20 protein-coding genes are annotated in these 19,807 nt (G+C 67.7%); 1 reads left to right on the top strand and 19 read right to left on the bottom strand.

Annotated features, from left to right (window positions below):
• Position 1: 1 nt before the first annotated feature.
• From rplN to rpsJ, 12 genes are all read right to left on the bottom strand, one after another.
• Positions 2-370 carry a 50S ribosomal protein L14 gene (rplN, locus tag ASD18_RS07760; RefSeq protein ID WP_034625870.1) on the bottom strand — a complete coding sequence of 123 codons (369 nt, stop codon included), beginning with the start codon at positions 368-370 and terminating at the stop codon, positions 2-4.
• Positions 371-511: 141 nt separating this feature from the next.
• Positions 512-805 carry a 30S ribosomal protein S17 gene (rpsQ, locus tag ASD18_RS07755; RefSeq protein WP_056088930.1) on the bottom strand — a complete coding sequence of 98 codons (294 nt, stop codon included), beginning with the start codon at positions 803-805 and terminating at the stop codon, positions 512-514.
• A gap of 5 nt (positions 806-810) precedes the next feature.
• Positions 811-1,050 (bottom strand): 50S ribosomal protein L29, encoded by a 240-nt coding sequence (gene rpmC / locus ASD18_RS07750; RefSeq protein ID WP_055912162.1) that lies wholly within the window; start codon positions 1,048-1,050, stop codon positions 811-813.
• Positions 1,050-1,466 carry a 50S ribosomal protein L16 gene (rplP, locus tag ASD18_RS07745; RefSeq protein WP_056088927.1) on the bottom strand — a complete coding sequence of 139 codons (417 nt, stop codon included), beginning with the start codon at positions 1,464-1,466 and terminating at the stop codon, positions 1,050-1,052. Before rplP ends, rpmC begins: the two co-directional genes overlap by 1 nt.
• Positions 1,467-1,468: 2 nt before the next feature.
• The gene (rpsC, locus tag ASD18_RS07740) at positions 1,469-2,302 is read right to left on the bottom strand and encodes a 30S ribosomal protein S3 (protein ID WP_056088923.1); all 834 of its coding nucleotides are present in this window, start codon (positions 2,300-2,302) and stop codon (positions 1,469-1,471) included.
• Positions 2,302-2,670: a 50S ribosomal protein L22 gene (gene rplV / locus ASD18_RS07735; RefSeq protein ID WP_056088920.1), complete on the bottom strand. Its 369-nt coding sequence runs from the start codon at positions 2,668-2,670 to the stop codon at positions 2,302-2,304. Before rplV ends, rpsC begins: the two co-directional genes overlap by 1 nt.
• A 57-nt stretch (positions 2,671-2,727) precedes the next feature.
• Positions 2,728-3,009, bottom strand: coding sequence for a 30S ribosomal protein S19 (gene rpsS, locus ASD18_RS07730; protein WP_055912154.1), 282 nt, complete (start codon positions 3,007-3,009; stop codon positions 2,728-2,730).
• A 12-nt stretch (positions 3,010-3,021) separates the two neighbouring features.
• Positions 3,022-3,861, bottom strand: a complete 840-nt coding sequence (rplB, locus tag ASD18_RS07725) for a 50S ribosomal protein L2 (RefSeq protein ID WP_055912153.1) — start codon at positions 3,859-3,861, stop codon at positions 3,022-3,024.
• An 18-nt stretch (positions 3,862-3,879) separates the two neighbouring features.
• Positions 3,880-4,182, bottom strand: coding sequence for a 50S ribosomal protein L23 (gene rplW, locus ASD18_RS07720; protein WP_056088917.1), 303 nt, complete (start codon positions 4,180-4,182; stop codon positions 3,880-3,882).
• Entirely contained in the window at positions 4,179-4,865 is a 687-nt protein-coding gene (rplD, locus tag ASD18_RS07715) for a 50S ribosomal protein L4 (protein WP_056088914.1), read from the bottom strand. The genes rplW and rplD overlap by 4 nt, the downstream gene beginning before the upstream one ends.
• Positions 4,866-4,867: 2 nt before the next feature.
• The gene (gene rplC / locus ASD18_RS07710; RefSeq protein WP_056088911.1) at positions 4,868-5,527 is read right to left on the bottom strand and encodes a 50S ribosomal protein L3; all 660 of its coding nucleotides are present in this window, start codon (positions 5,525-5,527) and stop codon (positions 4,868-4,870) included.
• Between the two features lie 22 nt (positions 5,528-5,549).
• Entirely contained in the window at positions 5,550-5,858 is a 309-nt protein-coding gene (gene rpsJ, locus ASD18_RS07705) for a 30S ribosomal protein S10 (RefSeq protein ID WP_013117879.1), read from the bottom strand.
• A 335-nt stretch (positions 5,859-6,193) separates the two neighbouring features.
• Between rpsJ and ASD18_RS07700 the strand changes: the two genes are divergently transcribed.
• On the top strand, positions 6,194-6,559 hold the full coding sequence (locus tag ASD18_RS07700; protein WP_056088908.1) for a hypothetical protein: 366 nt from the start codon (positions 6,194-6,196) through the stop codon (positions 6,557-6,559).
• Positions 6,560-6,645: 86 nt separating this feature from the next.
• On the opposite strand, the gene tuf is transcribed toward ASD18_RS07700, so the two are convergent.
• From tuf to rplL, 7 genes are all read right to left on the bottom strand, one after another.
• Positions 6,646-7,839 (bottom strand): elongation factor Tu, encoded by a 1,194-nt coding sequence (gene tuf, locus ASD18_RS07695; RefSeq protein WP_056088906.1) that lies wholly within the window; start codon positions 7,837-7,839, stop codon positions 6,646-6,648.
• A gap of 125 nt (positions 7,840-7,964) precedes the next feature.
• Positions 7,965-10,067: an elongation factor G gene (gene fusA, locus ASD18_RS07690; RefSeq protein ID WP_056088903.1), complete on the bottom strand. Its 2,103-nt coding sequence runs from the start codon at positions 10,065-10,067 to the stop codon at positions 7,965-7,967.
• Between the two features lie 89 nt (positions 10,068-10,156).
• Complete coding sequence (gene rpsG, locus ASD18_RS07685) at positions 10,157-10,627, bottom strand: 30S ribosomal protein S7 (RefSeq protein WP_028045072.1); 471 nt, start codon at positions 10,625-10,627, stop codon at positions 10,157-10,159.
• Positions 10,627-10,998: a 30S ribosomal protein S12 gene (gene rpsL, locus ASD18_RS07680; protein WP_013770160.1), complete on the bottom strand. Its 372-nt coding sequence runs from the start codon at positions 10,996-10,998 to the stop codon at positions 10,627-10,629. The genes rpsG and rpsL overlap by 1 nt, the downstream gene beginning before the upstream one ends.
• Before the next feature lie 471 nt (positions 10,999-11,469).
• Positions 11,470-15,339 carry a DNA-directed RNA polymerase subunit beta' gene (locus tag ASD18_RS07675; RefSeq protein WP_056088901.1) on the bottom strand — a complete coding sequence of 1,290 codons (3,870 nt, stop codon included), beginning with the start codon at positions 15,337-15,339 and terminating at the stop codon, positions 11,470-11,472.
• 117 nt (positions 15,340-15,456) lie between these two features.
• Positions 15,457-18,963, bottom strand: coding sequence for a DNA-directed RNA polymerase subunit beta (gene rpoB, locus ASD18_RS07670; RefSeq protein ID WP_056088898.1), 3,507 nt, complete (start codon positions 18,961-18,963; stop codon positions 15,457-15,459).
• Between the two features lie 434 nt (positions 18,964-19,397).
• Positions 19,398-19,787, bottom strand: coding sequence for a 50S ribosomal protein L7/L12 (gene rplL / locus ASD18_RS07665; RefSeq protein ID WP_056088894.1), 390 nt, complete (start codon positions 19,785-19,787; stop codon positions 19,398-19,400).
• Between the last annotated feature and the right edge of the window lie 20 nt (positions 19,788-19,807).

Raw genomic sequence — 19,807 nt, 5'->3', positions numbered from 1 at the left:
GTCAGAGCACCTCCGGCGCCAGCGAGATGATCTTCATGAACTTCTTGTCGCGCAGCTCGCGGCCCACCGGGCCGAAGATGCGCGTCCCACGGGGCTCCCCGTCGTTCTTGAGGATCACGGCGGCGTTCTCGTCGAACTTGATGTACGAACCGTCCGGACGGCGGCGCTCCTTGCGGGTGCGCACGATGACAGCCTTGACGACGTCGCCCTTCTTGACGTTGCCGCCGGGGATGGCGTCCTTGACGGTGGCGACGATGACGTCACCGATGCCTGCGTAGCGACGGCCGGAGCCGCCGAGCACACGGATGCAAAGGATCTCCTTCGCACCAGTGTTGTCGGCGACACGAAGTCGCGACTCCTGCTGGATCATTACCTACTCCTGTCGTCTGGCGGGTTCTCGAGCCGGGTGGTCGAGCCTGGCCGAACGGATAGTTGCCGTGATGCACACGTCGCGCCGGGTGGTGTCGAGGACGTCCACCCGGCGCCCGTGGGCAACTGGGGATGGTGCTGCTTACTTGGCCTTCTCGAGGACCTCGACCAGGCGCCACCGCTTGGTGGCGCTCAGCGGCCGGGTCTCCATGATGACCACGAGGTCGCCCACGCCCGCCGAGCCCAGCTCGTCGTGCGCCTTGACCTTGCTCGTCCGCCGGATGACCTTGCCGTAGAGCGGGTGCTTGACCCGGTCCTCGACCTCGACCACGACGGTCTTCTCCATCTTGTCGCTGACCACGTAGCCGCGGCGCGTCTTGCGGTCGCCGCGCTTCTCAGCGATCGCTGTCGTCTTCTCGTTCTTGTCGTCGCTCATCTGTCTCACTCGCTCGCGCTCGGGGCGGTACGGATGCCGAGCTCGCGCTCACGCAGGATCGTGTAGATCCGCGCGATGTCGCGGCGAACGGCCTTGAGACGCCCGTGGCTCTCGAGCTGGCCCGTCGCGGACTGGAAGCGGAGGTTGAACAGCTCCTCCTTGGACTTCTTCAGCTCGGCGACAAGCTTCTCGTCGTCGAAGGTGTCCAGCTCGCTGGGAGCCAGTTCCTTGGTGCCGATAGTCATCAGTTACCACCCTCGCGAACCACAAAACGTGTCTTCATCGGGAGCTTGTGCTGCGCGCGGCGCATGGCCTCGCGAGCCAGGGGCTCCGGGACGCCGGCGAGCTCGAAGAGAACTCGGCCGGGCTTGACGTTGGCGATCCACCACTCCGGCGAACCCTTGCCGGAACCCATGCGGGTCTCGGCAGGCTTCTTGGTGAGGGGACGGTCCGGGTAGATGTTGATCCAGACCTTCCCTCCACGCTTGATGTGGCGGGTCATGGCGATACGAGCAGCCTCGATCTGCCGGTTGGTGACGTAGGCCGGCTCGAGAGCCTGGATGCCGTAGTCACCGAAGGAGATCGCGGTACCACCGGTCGCGGCGCCGGAGCGCCCCGGGTGGTGCTGCTTGCGGTGCTTCAACCTGCGCGGGATCAGCATGCTCAGGCCTCCGTTCCGGTCTCAGCGGCCGGGGTCTCCGCCGGAGCGGCAGCGGCCTCGGTCGCCTCAGGAGCGTCTGCACGGTCGCGACGAGGAGCGGCGGCACGGGGGCCACGGTCGCTGCGCTCGCCACGGTCCGTCCGCGGGCCACGAGCCGGGCGCGGGGCCTGGGTCGCCTGCTCGCGAGCAAACTCCTTCTCGGTCATGTCGCCCTTGTAGACCCACACCTTGACGCCGATGCGCCCGAAGGTGGTGCGAGCCTCGAAGAACCCGTAGTCGATGTTCGCGCGGAGCGTGTGCAGGGGCACGCGGCCCTCGCGGTAGAACTCCGTGCGGCTCATCTCCGCACCACCGAGGCGGCCGGAGACCTGCACGCGGATGCCCTTGGCACCGGCGCGCTGGGCCGACTGGATGCCCTTGCGCATGGCACGGCGGAACGAGACGCGGCTCGCCAGCTGCTCGGCGATGCCCTGGGCGACCAGCTGAGCCTCGATCTCGGCGTTCTTGACCTCGAGGATGTTCAGCTGCACCTGCTTGCCCGTGAGCTTCTCGAGCTCGCCGCGGATGCGGTCGGCCTCCGCGCCACGACGCCCGATGACGATGCCCGGGCGGGCGGTGTGGATGTCGACGCGGACGCGGTCACGCGTGCGCTCGATCTCGACCTTGGCGATGCCGGCACGCTCGAGGCCCGTGGCCATGAGCTTGCGGATCTTGACGTCCTCGCCCACGTAGTCGCGGTAGCGCTGACCCGGCTTGGTCGAGTCGGCGAACCAACGCGACCGGTGGTCGGTGGTGATGCCCAGGCGGTACCCGAGCGGGTTGACTTTCTGTCCCACTATCGGGCCCGTCCCTTCGTCTCGCGCTCAGCGACGACCACGGTGATGTGGCTCGTCCGCTTGAGGATCTGGCTTGCCCGACCCTGCGCCCGCGGACGGAACCGCTTGAGCGTCGGACCCTCGTCGACGAACACCTCGGAGATGTAGAGGTCCGCCTCGTCGAGACGCTCGTTGCTGCGCTTGGCAGCCTCACGAGCGTTCGCGATCGCGCTCTCCACAACCTTGAGCACCGTCTCCCCCGCGGCCTGCGGTGCGAACTTCAGCACCGCCACAGCCTCGCCGGCCTGCTTGCCACGGATGAGGTCCACGACGCGCCGGGCCTTCTGGGGCGTGACGCGGACGAACCGCGCCTTCGCCTTGGCTTCCATTGCTGTCCTGCCTTCTTGTCTCTGCCGGTTAAGGGCGTCGCCTGGCTGACCCGGGGGTCAGCGGCGACGACCCTTCCGGTCGTCCTTCTCGTGGCCGCGGAACGTCCGCGTCGGGGCGAACTCGCCGAGCTTGTGCCCGACCATCGCCTCCGTCACGAACACCGGGGTGTGCTTGCGTCCGTCGTGCACCGCGAACGTGTGGCCAAGGAAGTCCGGCGTGATGACCGAACGGCGCGACCACGTCTTGATGACGTTCTTCGTGCCGGCGGTGTTCTGGACGTCGACCTTCTTCTGCAGGTGACCGTCGACGAACGGGCCCTTCTTCAGGCTACGTGGCATCTCAGGCTCCTATCAGCGCTTGTTCTTGCCGGTGCGCCGACGGCGCACGATGAGCTTGTCGCTCGGCTTGTTCGGACGGCGGGTACGGCCCTCGGCCTGGCCCCACGGGCTGACGGGGTGACGTCCACCGGACGTCTTGCCCTCGCCACCACCGTGCGGGTGGTCGATCGGGTTCATGGCGACACCACGGACGGTCGGGCGCTTGCCCTTCCAGCGCATGCGGCCGGCCTTGCCCCAGTTGATGTTCGACTGCTCGGCGTTGCCCACCTCGCCGACCGTGGCGCGGCAGCGCAGGTCGACGTTGCGGATCTCACCGGACGGCATACGCAGCTGGGCGTAGGGGCCGTCCTTGGCGACGAGCTGCACGGACGCACCAGCCGAGCGGGCGATCTTCGCACCGCCACCGGGCCGCAGCTCGATGGCGTGGATGACCGTACCGGTCGGGATGTTGCGCAGCGGCAGGTTGTTGCCGGGCTTGATGTCGGCGCCGGGGCCGTTCTCGATGCGGTCGCCCTGCGACAGCTTGTTCGGCGCGATGATGTAGCGCTTCTCGCCGTCCGCGTAGTGCAGGAGCGCGATGCGGGCCGTGCGGTTGGGGTCGTACTCGATGTGAGCGACCTTGGCCGGCACGCCGTCCTTGTCATGACGACGGAAGTCGATGACGCGGTATGCACGCTTGTGACCGCCACCCTGGTGGCGCGTGGTGATGCGACCCGTGGAGTTACGGCCGCCCGTCTTGTGGAGGGGACGGACGAGCGACTTCTCCGGCGTGGATCGCGTGATCTCGACGAAGTCGGCGACGCTGGAGCCGCGACGGCCCGGCGTGGTCGGCTTGTACTTACGAATACCCATGAGTTCTCAGTCCTTCGCTCAGCCGACCGGACCGCCGAAGATGTCGATCGTTCCCTCGCGGAGGGTGACGATCGCACGCTTCGTGTCCTTGCGGCGGCCGATGCCGAAACGGGTCCGACGGGCCTTGCCCTGCCGGTTCGCGGTGTTGACCGAGTCGACCTTGACGCCGAAGACCTGCTCGACGGCAATCTTGATCTCGGTCTTGTTGGCCCGCGGGTCGACGAGGAAGGTGTACTTCCCCTCGTCGAGCAGGCCGTAGCTCTTCTCGGAGACGACCGGCGCGATCAGGATGTCGCGCGGGTTCTTGCCGATGTCGGTCACTTCGTCTCCTCCTCGGACTCGGAGGACGTGGCCACAGCGGAGGCACCCTTGACGGGGCCCGCCAGGAACGCGTCGAGCGCGCCCTGCGTGAACACGACGTCGTCCGAGATCAGGACGTCGTAGGTGTTGAGCTGGTCGGAGACCAGCAGGTGCACCCGCTCGACGTTCCGCAGCGACTTCCACGTGATCTCGTCCTGACGCTCGACGACGACCAGGACGTGCTTGCGCCCCGACAGGTTGTCGAGCACGGCGAGCGCGGACTTGGTCGACGGCGCGGTGCCCGGGGCGAAGCCCGAGACGACGTGCACGCGACCGGCACGAGCGCGGTCCGAGAGAGCACCGCGGAGCGCCGCGGCCTTCATCTTCTTGGGGGTGCGCTGCGAGTAGTCACGCGGGGTGGGGCCGTGGACGACGCCACCACCGGCGAACTGCGGAGCACGCGTCGAACCCTGACGGGCGCGGCCGGTGCCCTTCTGCTTGTACGGCTTGCGCCCACCACCGCGCACCTCGCCACGAGACTTCGTGTCGTGGGTGCCCTGGCGAGCCGCCGCGAGCTGCGCGACGACGACCTGGTGGATCAGCGGGATGTTGGTCTGCACGTCGAAGACGTCCGCGGGCAGGTCGGCCGAGCCGGCCTTCTTGCCCTCGGAGTCGACCACGTCGACAGTCAGCGTGTCACTCATGGTCACGCCCCCTTCACAGCGGAACGCACGACCACGACGCCACCCTTGGGGCCGGGGACGGCACCCTTGACGAGGATGAAACCCCGCTCGACGTCGACGGCGTGCACGGTCAGGTTCTGGGTGGTCTGGCGGTCCACGCCCATGCGACCGGCCATCTTGATGCCCTTGAACACGCGCGACGGCGTCGAAGCGCCACCGATCGAGCCGGGCTTGCGGTGGTTGCGGTGCGCACCGTGCGAGGCGCCGACGCCGTGGAAGCCGTGACGCTTCATGACACCGGCGGTGCCCTTGCCCTTGGTGGTGCCGATGACGTCCACGAGCGAGCCGGCCTCGAAGAGGGCGGCCGTGAGCTCCTGGCCGAGCGTGAACTCGGAGGCGTTCGGCGTACGGATCTCGGCCACGTGCCGGCGGGGGGTGACCCCGGCCTTCTCGAAGTGGCCCTTCAGCGGCTTGGTGACCTTGCGCGGGTCGATCTGGCCGTGGGCCAGCTGAACCGCGGCGTAGCCGTCAGCATCGGCGGAGCGCACCTGGGTCACGACATTCGTCCCGACAGCGACGACGGTGACCGGGACGAGACGACCGTTGTCGTCCCACACCTGGGTCATGCCGAGCTTCGTGCCGAGGAGAGCCGTGACTGCGCGCTCGTTCTGCTGGGTAACCATAGAAATCAGTTCCTTCCCAGCGTCAGAGCTTGATCTCGATGTTCACGTCCGCAGGCAGGTCGAGACGCATGAGCGAGTCGACGGCCTTCGGCGTGGGATCGATGATGTCGATGAGCCGCTTGTGAGTACGCATCTCGAAGTGCTCGCGGCTGTCCTTGTACTTGTGGGGCGACCGGATGACGCAGAACACGTTCTTCTCCGTCGGCAGCGGCACCGGACCCACGACCGACGCACCAGCGCGAGTCACCGTGTCGACGATCTTGCGCGCCGAGCTGTCGATGACTTCGTGGTCGTAGGACTTGAGCCTGATGCGGATCTTCTGTCCCGCCATGGCGCTTCTACTTCCCTCTGTTTGGAACCGGCCCGTCCGACCCCCGCACTCGGGCGTGTCGCTAGGCGCGACACACCGTTGCGCTGCGTACCGTTTCCGGCACGAGATCGGTGGTTGTTGTCGGGCGTCAACCACCGGGTGATCCCGGGGTCCAGACGCCTTCCACGTGTGTGAGCCCTGTCGTGTGCTGCGCGCGCGAACGCGCCGCCCTCAACTAGGCAACCTGAACAGTGTGCCAGAGTGCGCCCGGGAACTCCAATCGCCTCCGTCACACCCGTGGGCTCGTCCCGCGTGATCTCCCCCACAGGCGGGGCCGCCGCCGCTACCGTTCGGGCATGCACCGACCGACCGGCCGCCTCCTCGGGGTCACCGTCGCCGCCCTCGTGCTCGCGGGCTGCGCGTCCGAGCCGGCCCGGCCGTCCTCGGCGGTCTCGCCGAGTGCAGCCGGCACGACGACGACGTCGACGCCGGCCACGCCGAGCGCGCCGCCGGTGAGCCCGAGCTCGTCGACGACCCCGGTGCCCGGCGAGCCGTGCGACCCCGCCGACGGCTCCCCCGACTGCACCGACGCCACCAGCGACGGGCTGTTCCGGTACGTCGAGGGCTACGCCGACTGCGTCGCGCAGCTGCCCGGCGAGGAGCACAGCATGTGCACCGACCTCGACGGTGACGGTCGCGCCGGCTACCCCGACTCCGGCTGAGGCCCCGACCGCGGACATGACGGAAGGGCCCGGGAGCCGAAGCTCCCGAGCCCTTCCGTCAGTTCAGCTGCCCCGAGGGGCGAGCATCACTTGATGATCTTGATGACCTTGCCCGAGCCGACGGTGCGGCCACCCTCGCGGATGGCGAAGCCGAGGCCCTCTTCCATCGCGATGGGCTGGATGAGGTTCACGTGGATCTCGGTGTTGTCGCCGGGCATGACCATCTCGGTGCCCTCGGGCAGCGTGATGACGCCGGTGACGTCGGTGGTGCGGAAGTAGAACTGGGGGCGGTAGTTCCCGTAGAACGGGTTGTGACGGCCACCCTCGTCCTTGGCCAGGATGTAGACCTGGCCCTCGAACTCGGTGTGCGGCGTGATCGAGCCGGGCTTGACGACGACCTGGCCGCGCTCGACCTCCTCGCGCTTCGTGCCACGCAGGAGCAGACCGACGTTCTCGCCGGCCTCGGCGTAGTCGAGCAGCTTGCGGAACATCTCGACGCCGGTGACCGTGGTCTTGATCGCCTTCTCCTTGATGCCGACGATCTCCACCTCCTCGTTCACCTTGAGCTTGCCGCGCTCCACGCGACCGGTGACGACGGTGCCACGACCGGTGATCGTGAAGACGTCCTCGATCGGCATGAGGAAGGGCTTGTCGATGTCGCGCACCGGGTCCGGGACGGACTCGTCGACAGCGGCGAGCAGGTCCTCGACGGACTTGACCCAGATCGGGTCGCCCTCGAGCGCCTTCAGGCCGGAGACGCGCACGACGGGAACCTCGTCGCCGTCGAAGCCCTGGGCCGAGAGGAGCTCGCGCACCTCGACCTCGACGAGCTCCAGGATCTCCTCGTCGTCGACCATGTCGGTCTTGTTCAGCGCGACGAGCAGGTAGGGCACGCCGACCTGACGGGCGAGCAGGACGTGCTCACGCGTCTGGGCCATCGGGCCGTCGGTCGCCGCGACCACGAGGATCGCGCCGTCCATCTGCGCCGCACCGGTGATCATGTTCTTGATGTAGTCCGCGTGACCCGGAGCGTCGACGTGAGCGTAGTGACGCTTCTCCGTCTGGTACTCCACGTGCGCGATGTTGATGGTGATACCGCGCTGCTTCTCCTCGGGCGCCTTGTCGATCTCGTCGAACGGCGTGAAGGGGTTCAGGTCGGGGTACTTGTCGTGCAGCACCTTCGAGATGGCCGCGGTCAGCGTCGTCTTGCCGTGGTCGACGTGGCCGATGGTGCCGATGTTGACGTGCGGCTTCGTCCGCTCGAACTTCGCCTTGCCCACTGGGTGTCCTCCTCAGGACTTGGTAGAGATTGGCCGACGTTCTGCGGCTACCGGACGGTAGCCGTTCGACGCGGCGTCCTACGGGTCGGTTTGTGTGATGGAACTACAGGGTTCGACCTGTGGGACTACTCGCCCCGGGTCTTCTTGATGATTTCCTCGGCAACGTTCCGAGGAACCTCGGCGTAGCTGTCGAACTGCATCGAGTACACCGCGCGACCCTGGGTCTTCGACCGCAGGTCACCGACGTACCCGAACATCTCGGAGAGGGGCACCGTGGCGCGGATGACCTTCACGCCCGTTGCGTCCTCCATGGCAAGGATCATGCCGCGGCGCGAGTTGATGTCGCCGATGACGTCACCCATGTACTCCTCGGGAGTACGGACCTCGACGGCCATGACCGGCTCCAGGAGAACCGGGTCGGCCTTGCGGACCGCTTCCTTGAGGATCATCGAGCCCGCGATCTTGAACGCCATCTCCGAGGAGTCGACGTCGTGCGCGGCACCGTCGAGCAGGATCGCCTTGACGCCCACGAGCGGGAAGCCCGCGAGGACGCCGAGCTGCATCGCGCTCTGGATGCCGGCGTCGACCGACGGGATGTACTCGCGCGGGATGCGGCCACCGGTGACCTTGTTCGAGAACTCGTACAGCTCGCCCTCGGCGGGGTCCAGCGGCTCGAAGGTCATCTGGACCTTCGCGTACTGGCCCGAGCCACCGGTCTGCTTCTTGTGCACGTAGTCGATCTTCTCGACCGAGCGACGGATCGTCTCGCGGTACGCGACCTGCGGCTTGCCGACGTTGGCCTCGACCTTGAACTCGCGACGCATGCGGTCCACGAGGATGTCGAGGTGGAGCTCGCCCATGCCGCCGATGACGGTCTGGCCGGTCTCCTCGTCGTGCTTGACGCGGAAGGTCGGGTCCTCCTCGGCCAGCTTCTGGATGGCCACGGAGAGCTTCTCCTGGTCACCCTTCGTCTTGGGCTCGATGGCGACGTCGATCACCGGCTCCGGGAACGTCATCGACTCGAGCACGACGGGGTGCGCCGGGTCGCTCAGGGTGTCACCGGTGGTGACGTCCTTGAGGCCGATGAACGCGTAGATGTGACCCGCCGTGGCGTCGTCGACCGGGTTCTCCTTGTTGGAATGCATCTGGAAGAGCTTCCCGATGCGCTCCTTCTTGTTCTTGGTCGAGTTGAGCACCTGGGCGCCCTGCGCCACCTTGCCGGAGTAGACCCGGACGTAGGTGAGCTTGCCGAAGAACGGGTGCGAGGCGACCTTGAACGCGAGGGCCGAGAACGGCTCCGTCGAGTCGGGGTGGCGCTCGACGACGAGCTCGGGGTCCTTCATGTCGTGGCCCTCGACCGCCGGGACGTCCAGGGGCGTCGGCAGGTAGTCGATGACGGCGTCGAGCATGGGCTGGACGCCCTTGTTCTTGAACGCCGAACCACACAGGACCGGGTACGCCTCGCTGGAGACGGTGAGCTTGCGGATGCCGCGCTTGATCTCGGCGACCGTCAGCTCCTCGCCACCGAGGAACTTCTCGAGCAGCTCGTCGTCGGTCTCGGCGACGGCCTCGAGGAGCTCGGCGCGGTACTTGTCCGCCTTCTCCACCAGGTCGGCCGGGATGTCCTCGACCTCGTACTTCTCGCCCAGGGCGGTCTCGCCGCGCCAGACGAGGGCACGCATGGTGACCAGGTCCACGACGCCGATGAAGTCGTTCTCGGCTCCGATGGGCAGCTGGATGACCAGCGGCCGGGCCTTGAGGCGGTTCACGATGGTGTCGACGGTGAAGTAGAAGTCCGCGCCGAGCTTGTCCATCTTGTTGACGAAGCAGATGCGCGGGACGTCGTACTTGTCGGCCTGACGCCAGACAGTCTCCGACTGGGGCTCGACGCCCTCCTTGCCGTCGAAGACGGCAACAGCGCCGTCGAGGACGCGCAGCGAGCGCTCGACCTCGACCGTGAAGTCCACGTGGCCCGGGGTGTCGATGATGTTGATCTGGTTGTCGTGCCAGTAGCAGGTCGTCGCGGCGGACGTGATCGTGATGCCGCGCTCCTGCTCCTGCTCCATCCAGTCCATCGTCGACGCACCGTCGTGCGTCTCACCGATCTTGTAGTTGACCCCGGTGTAGAACAGGATCCGCTCGGTGGTGGTCGTCTTGCCGGCATCGATATGCGCCATGATGCCGATGTTGCGGACCTTCGTGAGGTCCGTCAGCACATCCAGTGCCACGTGAGTTGCCCCTTGTCGGTTGGCTTGGGTGGCGCCACCGGTCCGGCCCGAGGATCGGACCGGCGGCGCAGCGCCCGTGGGTGCCGGGATTACCAGCGGTAGTGCGCGAAGGCCTTGTTGGACTCGGCCATCTTGTGCATGTCCTCGCGACGCTTCACCGCGGCACCGAGGCCGTTGGACGCGTCGAGGATCTCGTTCATGAGGCGCTCGGTCATCGTCTTCTCGCGGCGTGCGCGCGAGTAGTCGGTGAGCCAGCGCAGCGCGAGGGTGGTCTGACGGACCGGGCGCACCTCGACGGGCACCTGGTACGTGGCGCCACCGACGCGGCGCGAGCGCACCTCGAGCGACGGGCGGACGTTGTCCAGCGCGCGCTTGAGCACGACGACCGGGTCGCCCTGCGTCTTCTCACGGACGCCCTCGAGGGCGCCGTAGACGATGTGCTCCGCGACGGACTTCTTGCCGTCGAGCAGGACCTTGTTGATCAGCTGCGTGACGACCGGGGACCCGTAGACGGGGTCGATGACGAGCGGCCGCTTCGGGGCCGGACCCTTGCGAGGCATCAGCCCACCTTCTTCGCGCCGTAGCGGCTGCGCGCCTGCTTACGGTTCTTGACGCCCTGCGTGTCGAGGGCACCACGGACGATCTTGTACCGGACACCCGGGAGATCCTTCACACGGCCACCGCGAACGAGCACGATCGAGTGCTCCTGCAGGTTGTGACCGACACCGGGGATGTACGCGGTGACCTCGACCTGGCTCGAGAGGCGGACGCGCGCGACCTTGCGGAGCGCGGAGTTCGGCTTCTTCGGGGTCGTGGTGTAGACGCGGGTGCACACACCGCGTCGCTGGGGGGAGCCCTTGAGGGCAGGCGTCTTCGACTTGTTCGTCTTCGCCTGCCGGCCCTTGCGGACCAGCTGCTGGATCGTAGGCACTACGTCTCCGTCTGTTGGATGAATCTCTGGTCGACCGGCACCCGTCACCCTGGACGGCCGGCATGGTCGAGGATCGTCGCCCGTCGCGCGACTACCTCGCAGTTCTTGCGTCCCGAACCGACCCCCGCGCCCGGGCGTGTCGCCCCGGTCCTCCGCACCGCAGTCCGCAAGGTTGCCTTGAGGAGAGACGGCGCGGTGGAGAGAGACCACCCGATGCCCCCGGACCCACCATCCTGAACTGAGTCCAGGACCAGGCGTCCACCGAGTGCATGCGCGAGAGCCCGACGGCGCGGGCACGGTGTCCTACGTTACCTGGCGCCTGGGGAGGCGTCAAAGCGGCTGACCACAGAGCCAGCCCTCACGGGGCACCCTCAGAGAACACCAGGAGCGCGCCGGGGATTCCCGGGACGAAAGGCCCGAGGGGGCCCACCGTGACGGTGGACCCCCTCGGGTGAGGCGTTGAGGCCGAGATCAGCGGTAGTCGCCGAAGTCGATGTCCTCGAGCGGGATCGCCTCGCCGGAGCCGAGGCCCAGGGCGGGGAAGTCGATCTCGTCGTAGCCGAAGGTCGGGTACAGCTCGGCCTTGGCCTCCTCGGTGGGCTCGACCGCGATGTTGCCGTAGCGGGGAAGCCCCGTGCCGGCCGGGATGAGCTTGCCGAGGATGACGTTCTCCTTGAGGCCGAGCAGCGGGTCGGAACGACCCGACATCGCGGCCTCGGTGAGCACCCGGGTGGTCTCCTGGAAGGAGGCCGCCGACAGCCACGAGTCCGTCGCGAGCGACGCCTTCGTGATGCCCATGAGCTCCGGACGACCCGACGCCGGCTGACCGCCCTCGGACACCGCAGCGCGGTTCGCGTCCTCGAAGCGCCCACGCTCGGCGAGCTCGCCGGGCAGCAGGTCGGTGGTGCCGGAGTCGAGGACCGTCACGCGGCGCAGCATCTGCCGCACGATGACCTCGATGTGCTTGTCGTGGATGTCCACACCCTGCGAGGAGTAGACGACCTGCACCTCGTCGACCAGGTGCTTCTGCGTGGCACGCGGGCCGAGGATGCGCAGGACCTTCTTCGGGTCCACCGCACCCACGACGAGCTGGGTACCCACGGAGACGTGGTCGCCGTCCGAGATCAGCAGGCGCGAGCGCTTGGTGATCGGGTAGGCGATCTCCTCCGAGCCGTCGTCCGGCGTGAGGACGAGGCGACGCGAACGGTCACCCTCCTCCACCGCGATGCGACCGGAGAACTCCGCGATGGGCGCCTCACCCTTGGGGGTGCGGGCCTCGAAGAGCTCCTGGACACGCGGCAGACCCTGCGTGATGTCGTCGGCCGACGCCACGCCACCGGTGTGGAAGGTACGCATCGTCAGCTGCGTGCCGGGCTCACCGATCGACTGGGCCGCGATGATGCCGACGGCCTCGCCGATGTCGACGAGCTTGCCGGTGGCCAGCGAACGGCCGTAGCAGCGGGCGCAGGTGCCGACGCGGGACTCGCAGGTGAGCACCGAGCGGATCTTCATCTCGGTGACACCGGCCTCGAGGAGGCGGTCCAGCAGCACGTCGCCGACGTCGTCACCGGCGTGACCGATGACCTCGCCGTCGATCTCGACGTCCGTCGCCAGCGTGCGCGAGTAGACGCTCGTCTCGACCTTGTCGTGACGACGCAGCGTGCCGTCCGAACCCGGGACGCCGATCGGCATGGTCAGACCACGCTCGGTGCCGCAGTCGTCCTCACGGACGATGACGTCCTGCGAGACGTCCACCAGACGACGGGTCAGGTAGCCCGAGTCGGCGGTCCGCAGAGCGGTGTCCGCCAGACCCTTGCGGGCACCGTGCGTCGCGATGAAGTACTCGAGGACCGACAGCCCCTCGCGGTAGTTCGACTTGATCGGGCGAGGGATGATCTCGCCCTTCGGGTTGGCGACGAGGCCACGCATACCGGCGATCTGGCGGACCTGCATCCAGTTACCACGCGCGCCCGAGCCGACCATCTTGTAGACGGTGTTCTGGCGCGGGAAGTTCTCCTGCATCGCCTTGGCGACCTTGTCGGTGGCCTGCGTCCAGATCTCGATGAGCTCCTGACGACGCTCGTCGTCGGTGATCAGGCCCTTCTCGTACTGGCCCTGCACCTTCGCCGCACGTCCCTCGTGCTCCTCGAGGATGGCCGCCTTGGCCGACGGGGTCGCGACGTCCGAGATGGAGATCGTGACGCCCGAGCGGGTGGCCCAGCGGAAGCCGGCCTCCTTGAGCGCGTCCAGCGAGGCAGCGACCTCGACCTTGGGGTAGCGCTCGGCCAGGTCGTTGACGATGACCGAGAGACGCTTCTTGTCGACGACGCCGTTCTCGTACGGGTAGTCGACGGGCAGGAGCTCGTTGAAGAGCGCCCGGCCCAGCGTCGTCTCGTACAGCAGCACGTCGCCCTCGGACCAACCCTCGGGCGCGTCCTCCTCGGTCAGGACCAGGTCGTCGAACCGGATCCGCACCACGGCGTTCAGGTCCAGGGAACCCTGGTCGAACGCCATGATCGCCTCGGAGACCGTGCTGAACGCACGGCCGGCGCCGAGCGCGTCGTCCTTGTCGTTGGTCAGGTGGTACAGGCCGATGATCATGTCCTGCGAGGGCATGGTCACCGGACGACCGTCCGACGGCTTGAGGATGTTGTTGCTCGAGAGCATGAGGATGCGGGCCTCGGCCTGCGCCTCCGCGCTCAGGGGCAGGTGGACGGCCATCTGGTCACCGTCGAAGTCCGCGTTGAACGCGGCGCAGACGAGCGGGTGCAGGTGGATCGCCTTGCCCTCGACCAGCTGGGGCTCGAACGCCTGGATGCCCAGACGGTGCAGCGTGGGTGCGCGGTTGAGCAGCACCGGGTGCTCCGTGATGACCTCCTCGAGCACGTCCCAGACGACGGGACGGGCGCGCTCGACCATGCGCTTGGCCGACTTGATGTTCTGCGCGTGGTTGAGGTCCACGAGGCGCTTCATCACGAACGGCTTGAACAGCTCGAGCGCCATCTGCTTGGGCAGGCCGCACTGGTGGAGCTTGAGCTGCGGGCCGACGACGATGACCGAACGGCCCGAGTAGTCGACGCGCTTGCCGAGCAGGTTCTGACGGAACCGACCCTGCTTGCCCTTGAGCATGTCCGAGATGGACTTGAGCGGGCGGTTGCCCGGACCGGTCACCGGACGGCCGCGGCGGCCGTTGTCGAACAGCGAGTCGACGGCCTCCTGGAGCATCCGCTTCTCGTTGTTGACGATGATCTCGGGCGCGCCCAGGTCGAGCAGCCGCTTGAGGCGGTTGTTCCGGTTGATGACGCGGCGGTACAGGTCGTTCAGGTCCGAGGTGGCGAAGCGGCCACCGTCGAGCTGGACCATCGGACGCAGGTCCGGCGGGATGACCGGGACGGCGTCGAGCACCATGCCGGTGGGCGAGTTGGTCGTCGTGAGGAACGCGTTGACGACCTTGAGCCGCTTCAGGGCACGCGTCTTGCGCTGGCCCTTGCCGGTCTTGATGATCTCGCGCAGCGAGTCGGACTCGGCCTCGAGGTCGAACGCCTCGAGACGCTTCTGGATCGCCGCGGCGCCCATCGAGCCCTCGAAGTAGTTGCCGTACCGGTCCTGGAGCTGGCGGTACAGCATCTCGTCGCCCTCGAGGTCGGCGACCTTGAGGTTCTTGAACCGGTCCCAGACCGCGTCGAGGCGGTCCAGCTCCAGGTCCGCACGCTTGCGGATCTGCGCCATCTCGCGCTCGGCGGAGTCGCGCACCTTGCGGCGTGCGTCGGCCTTGGCACCCTCGGCCTCGAGCTCGGCCAGGTCGGCCTCGAGCTTGGTGGCGCGGGTGTTGATGTCGTTGTCGCGGCGGTCCGAGATCTCCTTCTTCTCCAGGTCGATCCCGTTCTGGAGGTTGGGGAGGTCCTCGTGCCGGCCGTCGACGTCGACCCAGGTGATCATGTAGGCCGCGAAGTAGATGACCTTCTCGAGGTCCTTCGGGGCGAGGTCCAGCAGGTAACCGAGACGCGACGGCACACCCTTGAAGAACCAGATGTGCGTGACGGGCGCGGCCAGCTCGATGTGGCCCATGCGCTCACGACGGACCTTGGAGCGGGTCACCTCGACGCCGCAGCGCTCGCAGATGATGCCCTTGAAGCGCACGCGCTTGTACTTGCCGCAGTAGCACTCCCAGTCCCGGGTGGGACCGAAGATCTTCTCGCAGAACAGGCCATCCTTCTCCGGCTTCAGGGTCCGGTAGTTGATGGTCTCGGGCTTCTTCACCTCGCCGTGCGACCAGGCACGGATGTCGTCGGCCGAGGCAAGGCCGATACGCAGCTCGTCGAAGACGTTGACGTCGAGCAAGAGGGGTCCTACTTCCTTCGCTTGCCGGTCTCGAGGACCAGCGGAACGGAAATGTTGCTAAAGGGTGCGGGCACCCGGTCCGGCATCTCGTGAGAGCAGCCGGACCGGGGCTCGACGTCAGATCTCTTCGACGCTGCTGGCGTTCGGGCGCCGGGACAGGTCGATGCCGAGCTCTTCCGCTGCGCGGTAGACCTCGTCGTCGTTCTCCTTCATGTCGATGGAGACGCCGTCCGAGGAGAGCACCTCCACGTTCAGGCAGAGCGACTGCATCTCCTTGAGGAGGACCTTGAAGGACTCCGGGATGCCCGAGTCGGGGATGTTCTCCCCCTTGACGATCGCCTCGTACACCTTGACGCGTCCGGGGACGTCGTCCGACTTGATGGTGAGAAGCTCCTGCAGCGTGTAGGCGGCGCCGTACGCCTCGAGGGCCCACACCTCCATCTCGCCGAACCGCTGGCCACCGAACTGCGCCTTACCACCCAGCGGCTGCTGCGTGATCATCGAGTACGGACCCGTGGAACGTGCGTGGATCTTGTCGTCGACGAGGTGGTGCAGCTTGAGGATGTACATGTAGCCGACCGCGACCGGGTCCGGGAACGGCTCGCCGGAACGCCCGTCGAACAGGCGCGCCTTGCCGTCGCCACCCACGGTGCGGACACCGTCACGGTTCGGCAGCGTGGCCGAGAGCAGACCGGTGAGGGTCGTCTCCGGGACACCGTCGAACACGGGCGTGGCGACCGGGTTGCCGGCCGGCGACGACGCGGCGATGGCCGGGACGTCGTCCCGCCAGGACACGTCACCCTCGGCGAGCTGGATGTCCCAGCCCTGCTTGGCCACCCAGCCGAGGTGCGTCTCGAGGACCTGGCCGACGTTCATGCGGCCGGGGACACCGAGCGGGTTGAGGACGACGTCGACCGCGGTCCCGTCGGCGAGGAACGGCATGTCCTCGACCGGCAGGATCTTGGAGATGACGCCCTTGTTGCCGTGACGGCCGGCCAGCTTGTCGCCGTCCGTGATCTTGCGTCGCTGCGCGATGTACACGCGGACCAGCTCGTTCACGCCGGCGGGCAGCTCGTCGCCGTCCTCGCGGCTGAACGTGCGGACCTCGATGACCGTGCCGGACTCGCCGTGGGGCACCTTGAGCGACGTGTCGCGGACCTCGCGCGCCTTCTCACCGAAGATCGCACGGAGCAGGCGCTCCTCCGGGGTCAGCTCGGTCTCGCCCTTGGGCGTGACCTTGCCGACGAGGATGTCGCCGGCCGCGACCTCGGCGCCGATGCGGATGATCCCGCGCTCGTCCAGGTCCGCGAGGACCTCCTCGGAGACGTTCGGGATGTCCCGCGTGATCTCCTCCGGGCCGAGCTTGGTGTCGCGCGCGTCGACCTCGTGCTCCTCGATGTGGATCGAGGACAGGACGTCGTCCTGCACGAGGCGCTGCGACAGGATGATCGCGTCCTCGTAGTTGTGGCCCTCCCACGACATGAACGCGACCAGCAGGTTGCGGCCGAGCGCGAGCTCGCCCTCGTCCGTGGCCGGACCGTCGGCGAGCACCGAGTTGACCTCGACGCGGGCGCCCTGGTCGACCAGCACGCGCTGGTTGTAGGACGTGCCCTGGTTCGAGCGACGGAACTTGGCGACGCGGTACGTCGACGTGGTGGCGTCGTCGTTGGCGACGACGATCAGGTCCGCCGACACCTCGGTGACGACACCCGGCTTCGTCGCGACGATGACGTCGCCCGCGTCGATGGCCGCACGACGCTCCATGCCGGTACCCACGAGCGGGGCCTCGGAACGGACCAGCGGGACGGCCTGGCGCTGCATGTTGGCACCCATGAGGGCACGGTTGGCGTCGTCGTGCTCGAGGAACGGGATCAGGGCCGTGGCCACCGACACCATCTGGCGCGGGGAGACGTCCATGTAGTCGACGGCCTCGCCGGCGACGTACTCGATCTCGCCGCCCTTGACGCGGACGAGGACGCGGTCCTCCTCGAAGGCACCGTTGGCCTTGAGCGGGGCGTTCGCCTGCGCGATGACGTGGCGGTCCTCGTCGTCGGCGGTCAGGTAGTGGACCTCGTCGGAGACCTTGCCCTTGATGACCTTGCGGTACGGGGTCTCGACGAAGCCGAACGGGTTGATCCGCCCGTACGTGGCGAGCGAGCCGATGAGACCGATGTTCGGGCCCTCAGGGGTCTCGATCGGGCACATGCGGCCGTAGTGCGACGGGTGGACGTCACGGACCTCCATGCCGGCGCGGTCGCGGGACAGACCACCCGGGCCCAGCGCGGACAGGCGACGCTTGTGCGTCAGGCCCGCGAGGGGGTTGTTCTGGTCCATGAACTGCGACAGCTGCGACGTGCCGAAGAACTCCTTGATCGACGCCACCACGGGGCGGATGTTGATCAGGGTCTGCGGGGTGATCGCCTCGACGTCCTGCGTCGTCATGCGCTCGCGCACGACGCGCTCCATCCGCGACAGGCCCGTGCGGACCTGGTTCTGGATGAGCTCGCCGACCGCGCGGATGCGACGGTTGCCGAAGTGGTCGATGTCGTCGGGCTCGACGCGGATCTCGACGGACTCGCCGCCACGCGTGCCGGGCAGCGAGGGCAGGTCGATGTGCAGCGACGCGAGGTACTTGATCGTCGCGACGACGTCGTCCTTGGACAGGACCGAGTCGGCGAGCGGGACGTCCAGACCGAGCTTCTTGTTCAGCTTGTAGCGGCCGACCTTGGCGAGGTCGTAGCGCTTCGGGTTGAAGTAGAAGTTCTCGATCAGCGCGCGGCCGGCCTCGACCGTGGGCGGCTCGCCCGGGCGGATCTTGCGGTAGAGGTCGAGCAGCGCCTCGTCCTGCGTCTGGACGTGGTCCTTGTCCAGCGTGTCGATGACGGCGGGGTACGCGGCGAACTCCTCGCGGATCTCCGCGTCCGTCATGCCGAGCGCCTTGAGCAGCACGGTGGCGTTCTGCTTGCGCTTGCGGTCGACGCGCACGCCGACGTTGTCGCGCTTGTCGATCTCGAACTCGAGCCAGGCGCCGCGGCTCGGGATGACCTTGGCCGTGAGGACGTCCTTGTCGGACGTCTTGTCCGCGGTGCGCTCGAAGTAGACGCCCGGCGAGCGGACGAGCTGCGAGACGACGACGCGCTCGGTGCCGTTGATGATGAAGGTGCCGCGCTCGGTCATGAGCGGGAAGTCGCCCATGAAGACCGTCTGGCTCTTGATCTCACCGGTGGTGTAGTTGACGAACTCCGCCGTGACGAACAGCGGGGCGGCGAAGGTGAAGTCCTTCTCCTTGCACTCCTCGGCCGTGTACTTCGGCGGCTCGAAGCGGTGCTCGCGGAACGACAGCGACATGGAGCCGCCGAAGTCCTCGATGGGCGAGATCTCCTCGAAGATCTCCTCGAGACCAGCGGTCTCGGGAACGTCCTGCCGACCGGCCTCGAGGGCCTTGGCCACACGGCCCTGCCACTTCTCGTTGCCGAGCAGCCAGTCGAAGCTCTCCGTCTGCAGACCGAGCAGGTCCGGGACCTCGAGGGGCTCGTGGATCTTGGCGAAGGAGATACGGCGAGAGGCGGTGCGGTTCGCGATGGCGTCGGCGGTCGGAGCAGAAGGGGTGCGCGAGGCAGCCAAAAGAGGGGTCCTTCCCAGCGGATCGAGTGCACGCTGCACTGGTCCTGGCTAGGCGCGATCCCCCGGCCGGCGAGCCCCACGACGTCGTGCATTGACGACGAGGGTGGGCTCGGGTTATACGGGATCGCGGGCACAGGCCAGCGCAAAGCGCTAGCATACTCGGCCGCGGCTGCAAAGTCCACCCGGCATCGACACCCCTGGAGTCCCCCACCGAGATGGGTGACCGACCCTGAGGCGTCCGGTACGAGCGGGCGGCTCCGCCCGCACGACGACGTCGTTGTCGTCGCGCACATGGTGGCACACGGAACGGGCCGGCGAAAGCCTGTCCCTCATCCGGACGCGACGAGGCCCGCGTCCCCGAGGGGGCGCGGGCCTCGTCTGCGAGCTGGCGTGCTACCTCCGTGCGACCGGCGGACCGGCGACGGAGGCGGCGATCACTTGAGGGTGACCGTGGCGCCGGCGGCCTCGAGGGTCGCCTTGGCCTTCTCGGCGTTCTCCTTGGTGATGCCCTCCAGGACGGCCTTGGGAGCGGCGTCCACGAGGTCCTTGGCCTCCTTCAGGCCGAGGCTCGTCAGGACGCGCACCTCCTTGATGACCTGGATCTTCTTGTCACCGGCGGCCTCGAGGACGACGTCGAACGAGTCCTTCTCCTCCTCGGCCTCGACCTCGGCAGCGCCACCGGCGCCGGCGGGGGCCGCAGCGGCGACGGGAGCGGCAGCGGTGACCTCGAAGGTCTCCTCGAACGCCTTCACGAACTCGGAGAGCTCGATGAGGGAGAGCTCCTTGAACGCGTCGATGAGCTCGGTGGTGGTGAGCTTCGCCATGGTGGCGGTTCCTTCCGATC

The sequence above is a fragment of the Cellulomonas sp. Root137 genome, from assembly GCF_001426725.1.
GTDB lineage: Bacteria > Actinomycetota > Actinomycetes > Actinomycetales > Cellulomonadaceae > Cellulomonas.
Note: the sequence above shows the minus strand (reverse complement) of the source record. Positions and strands in the feature narration are given on the sequence as shown.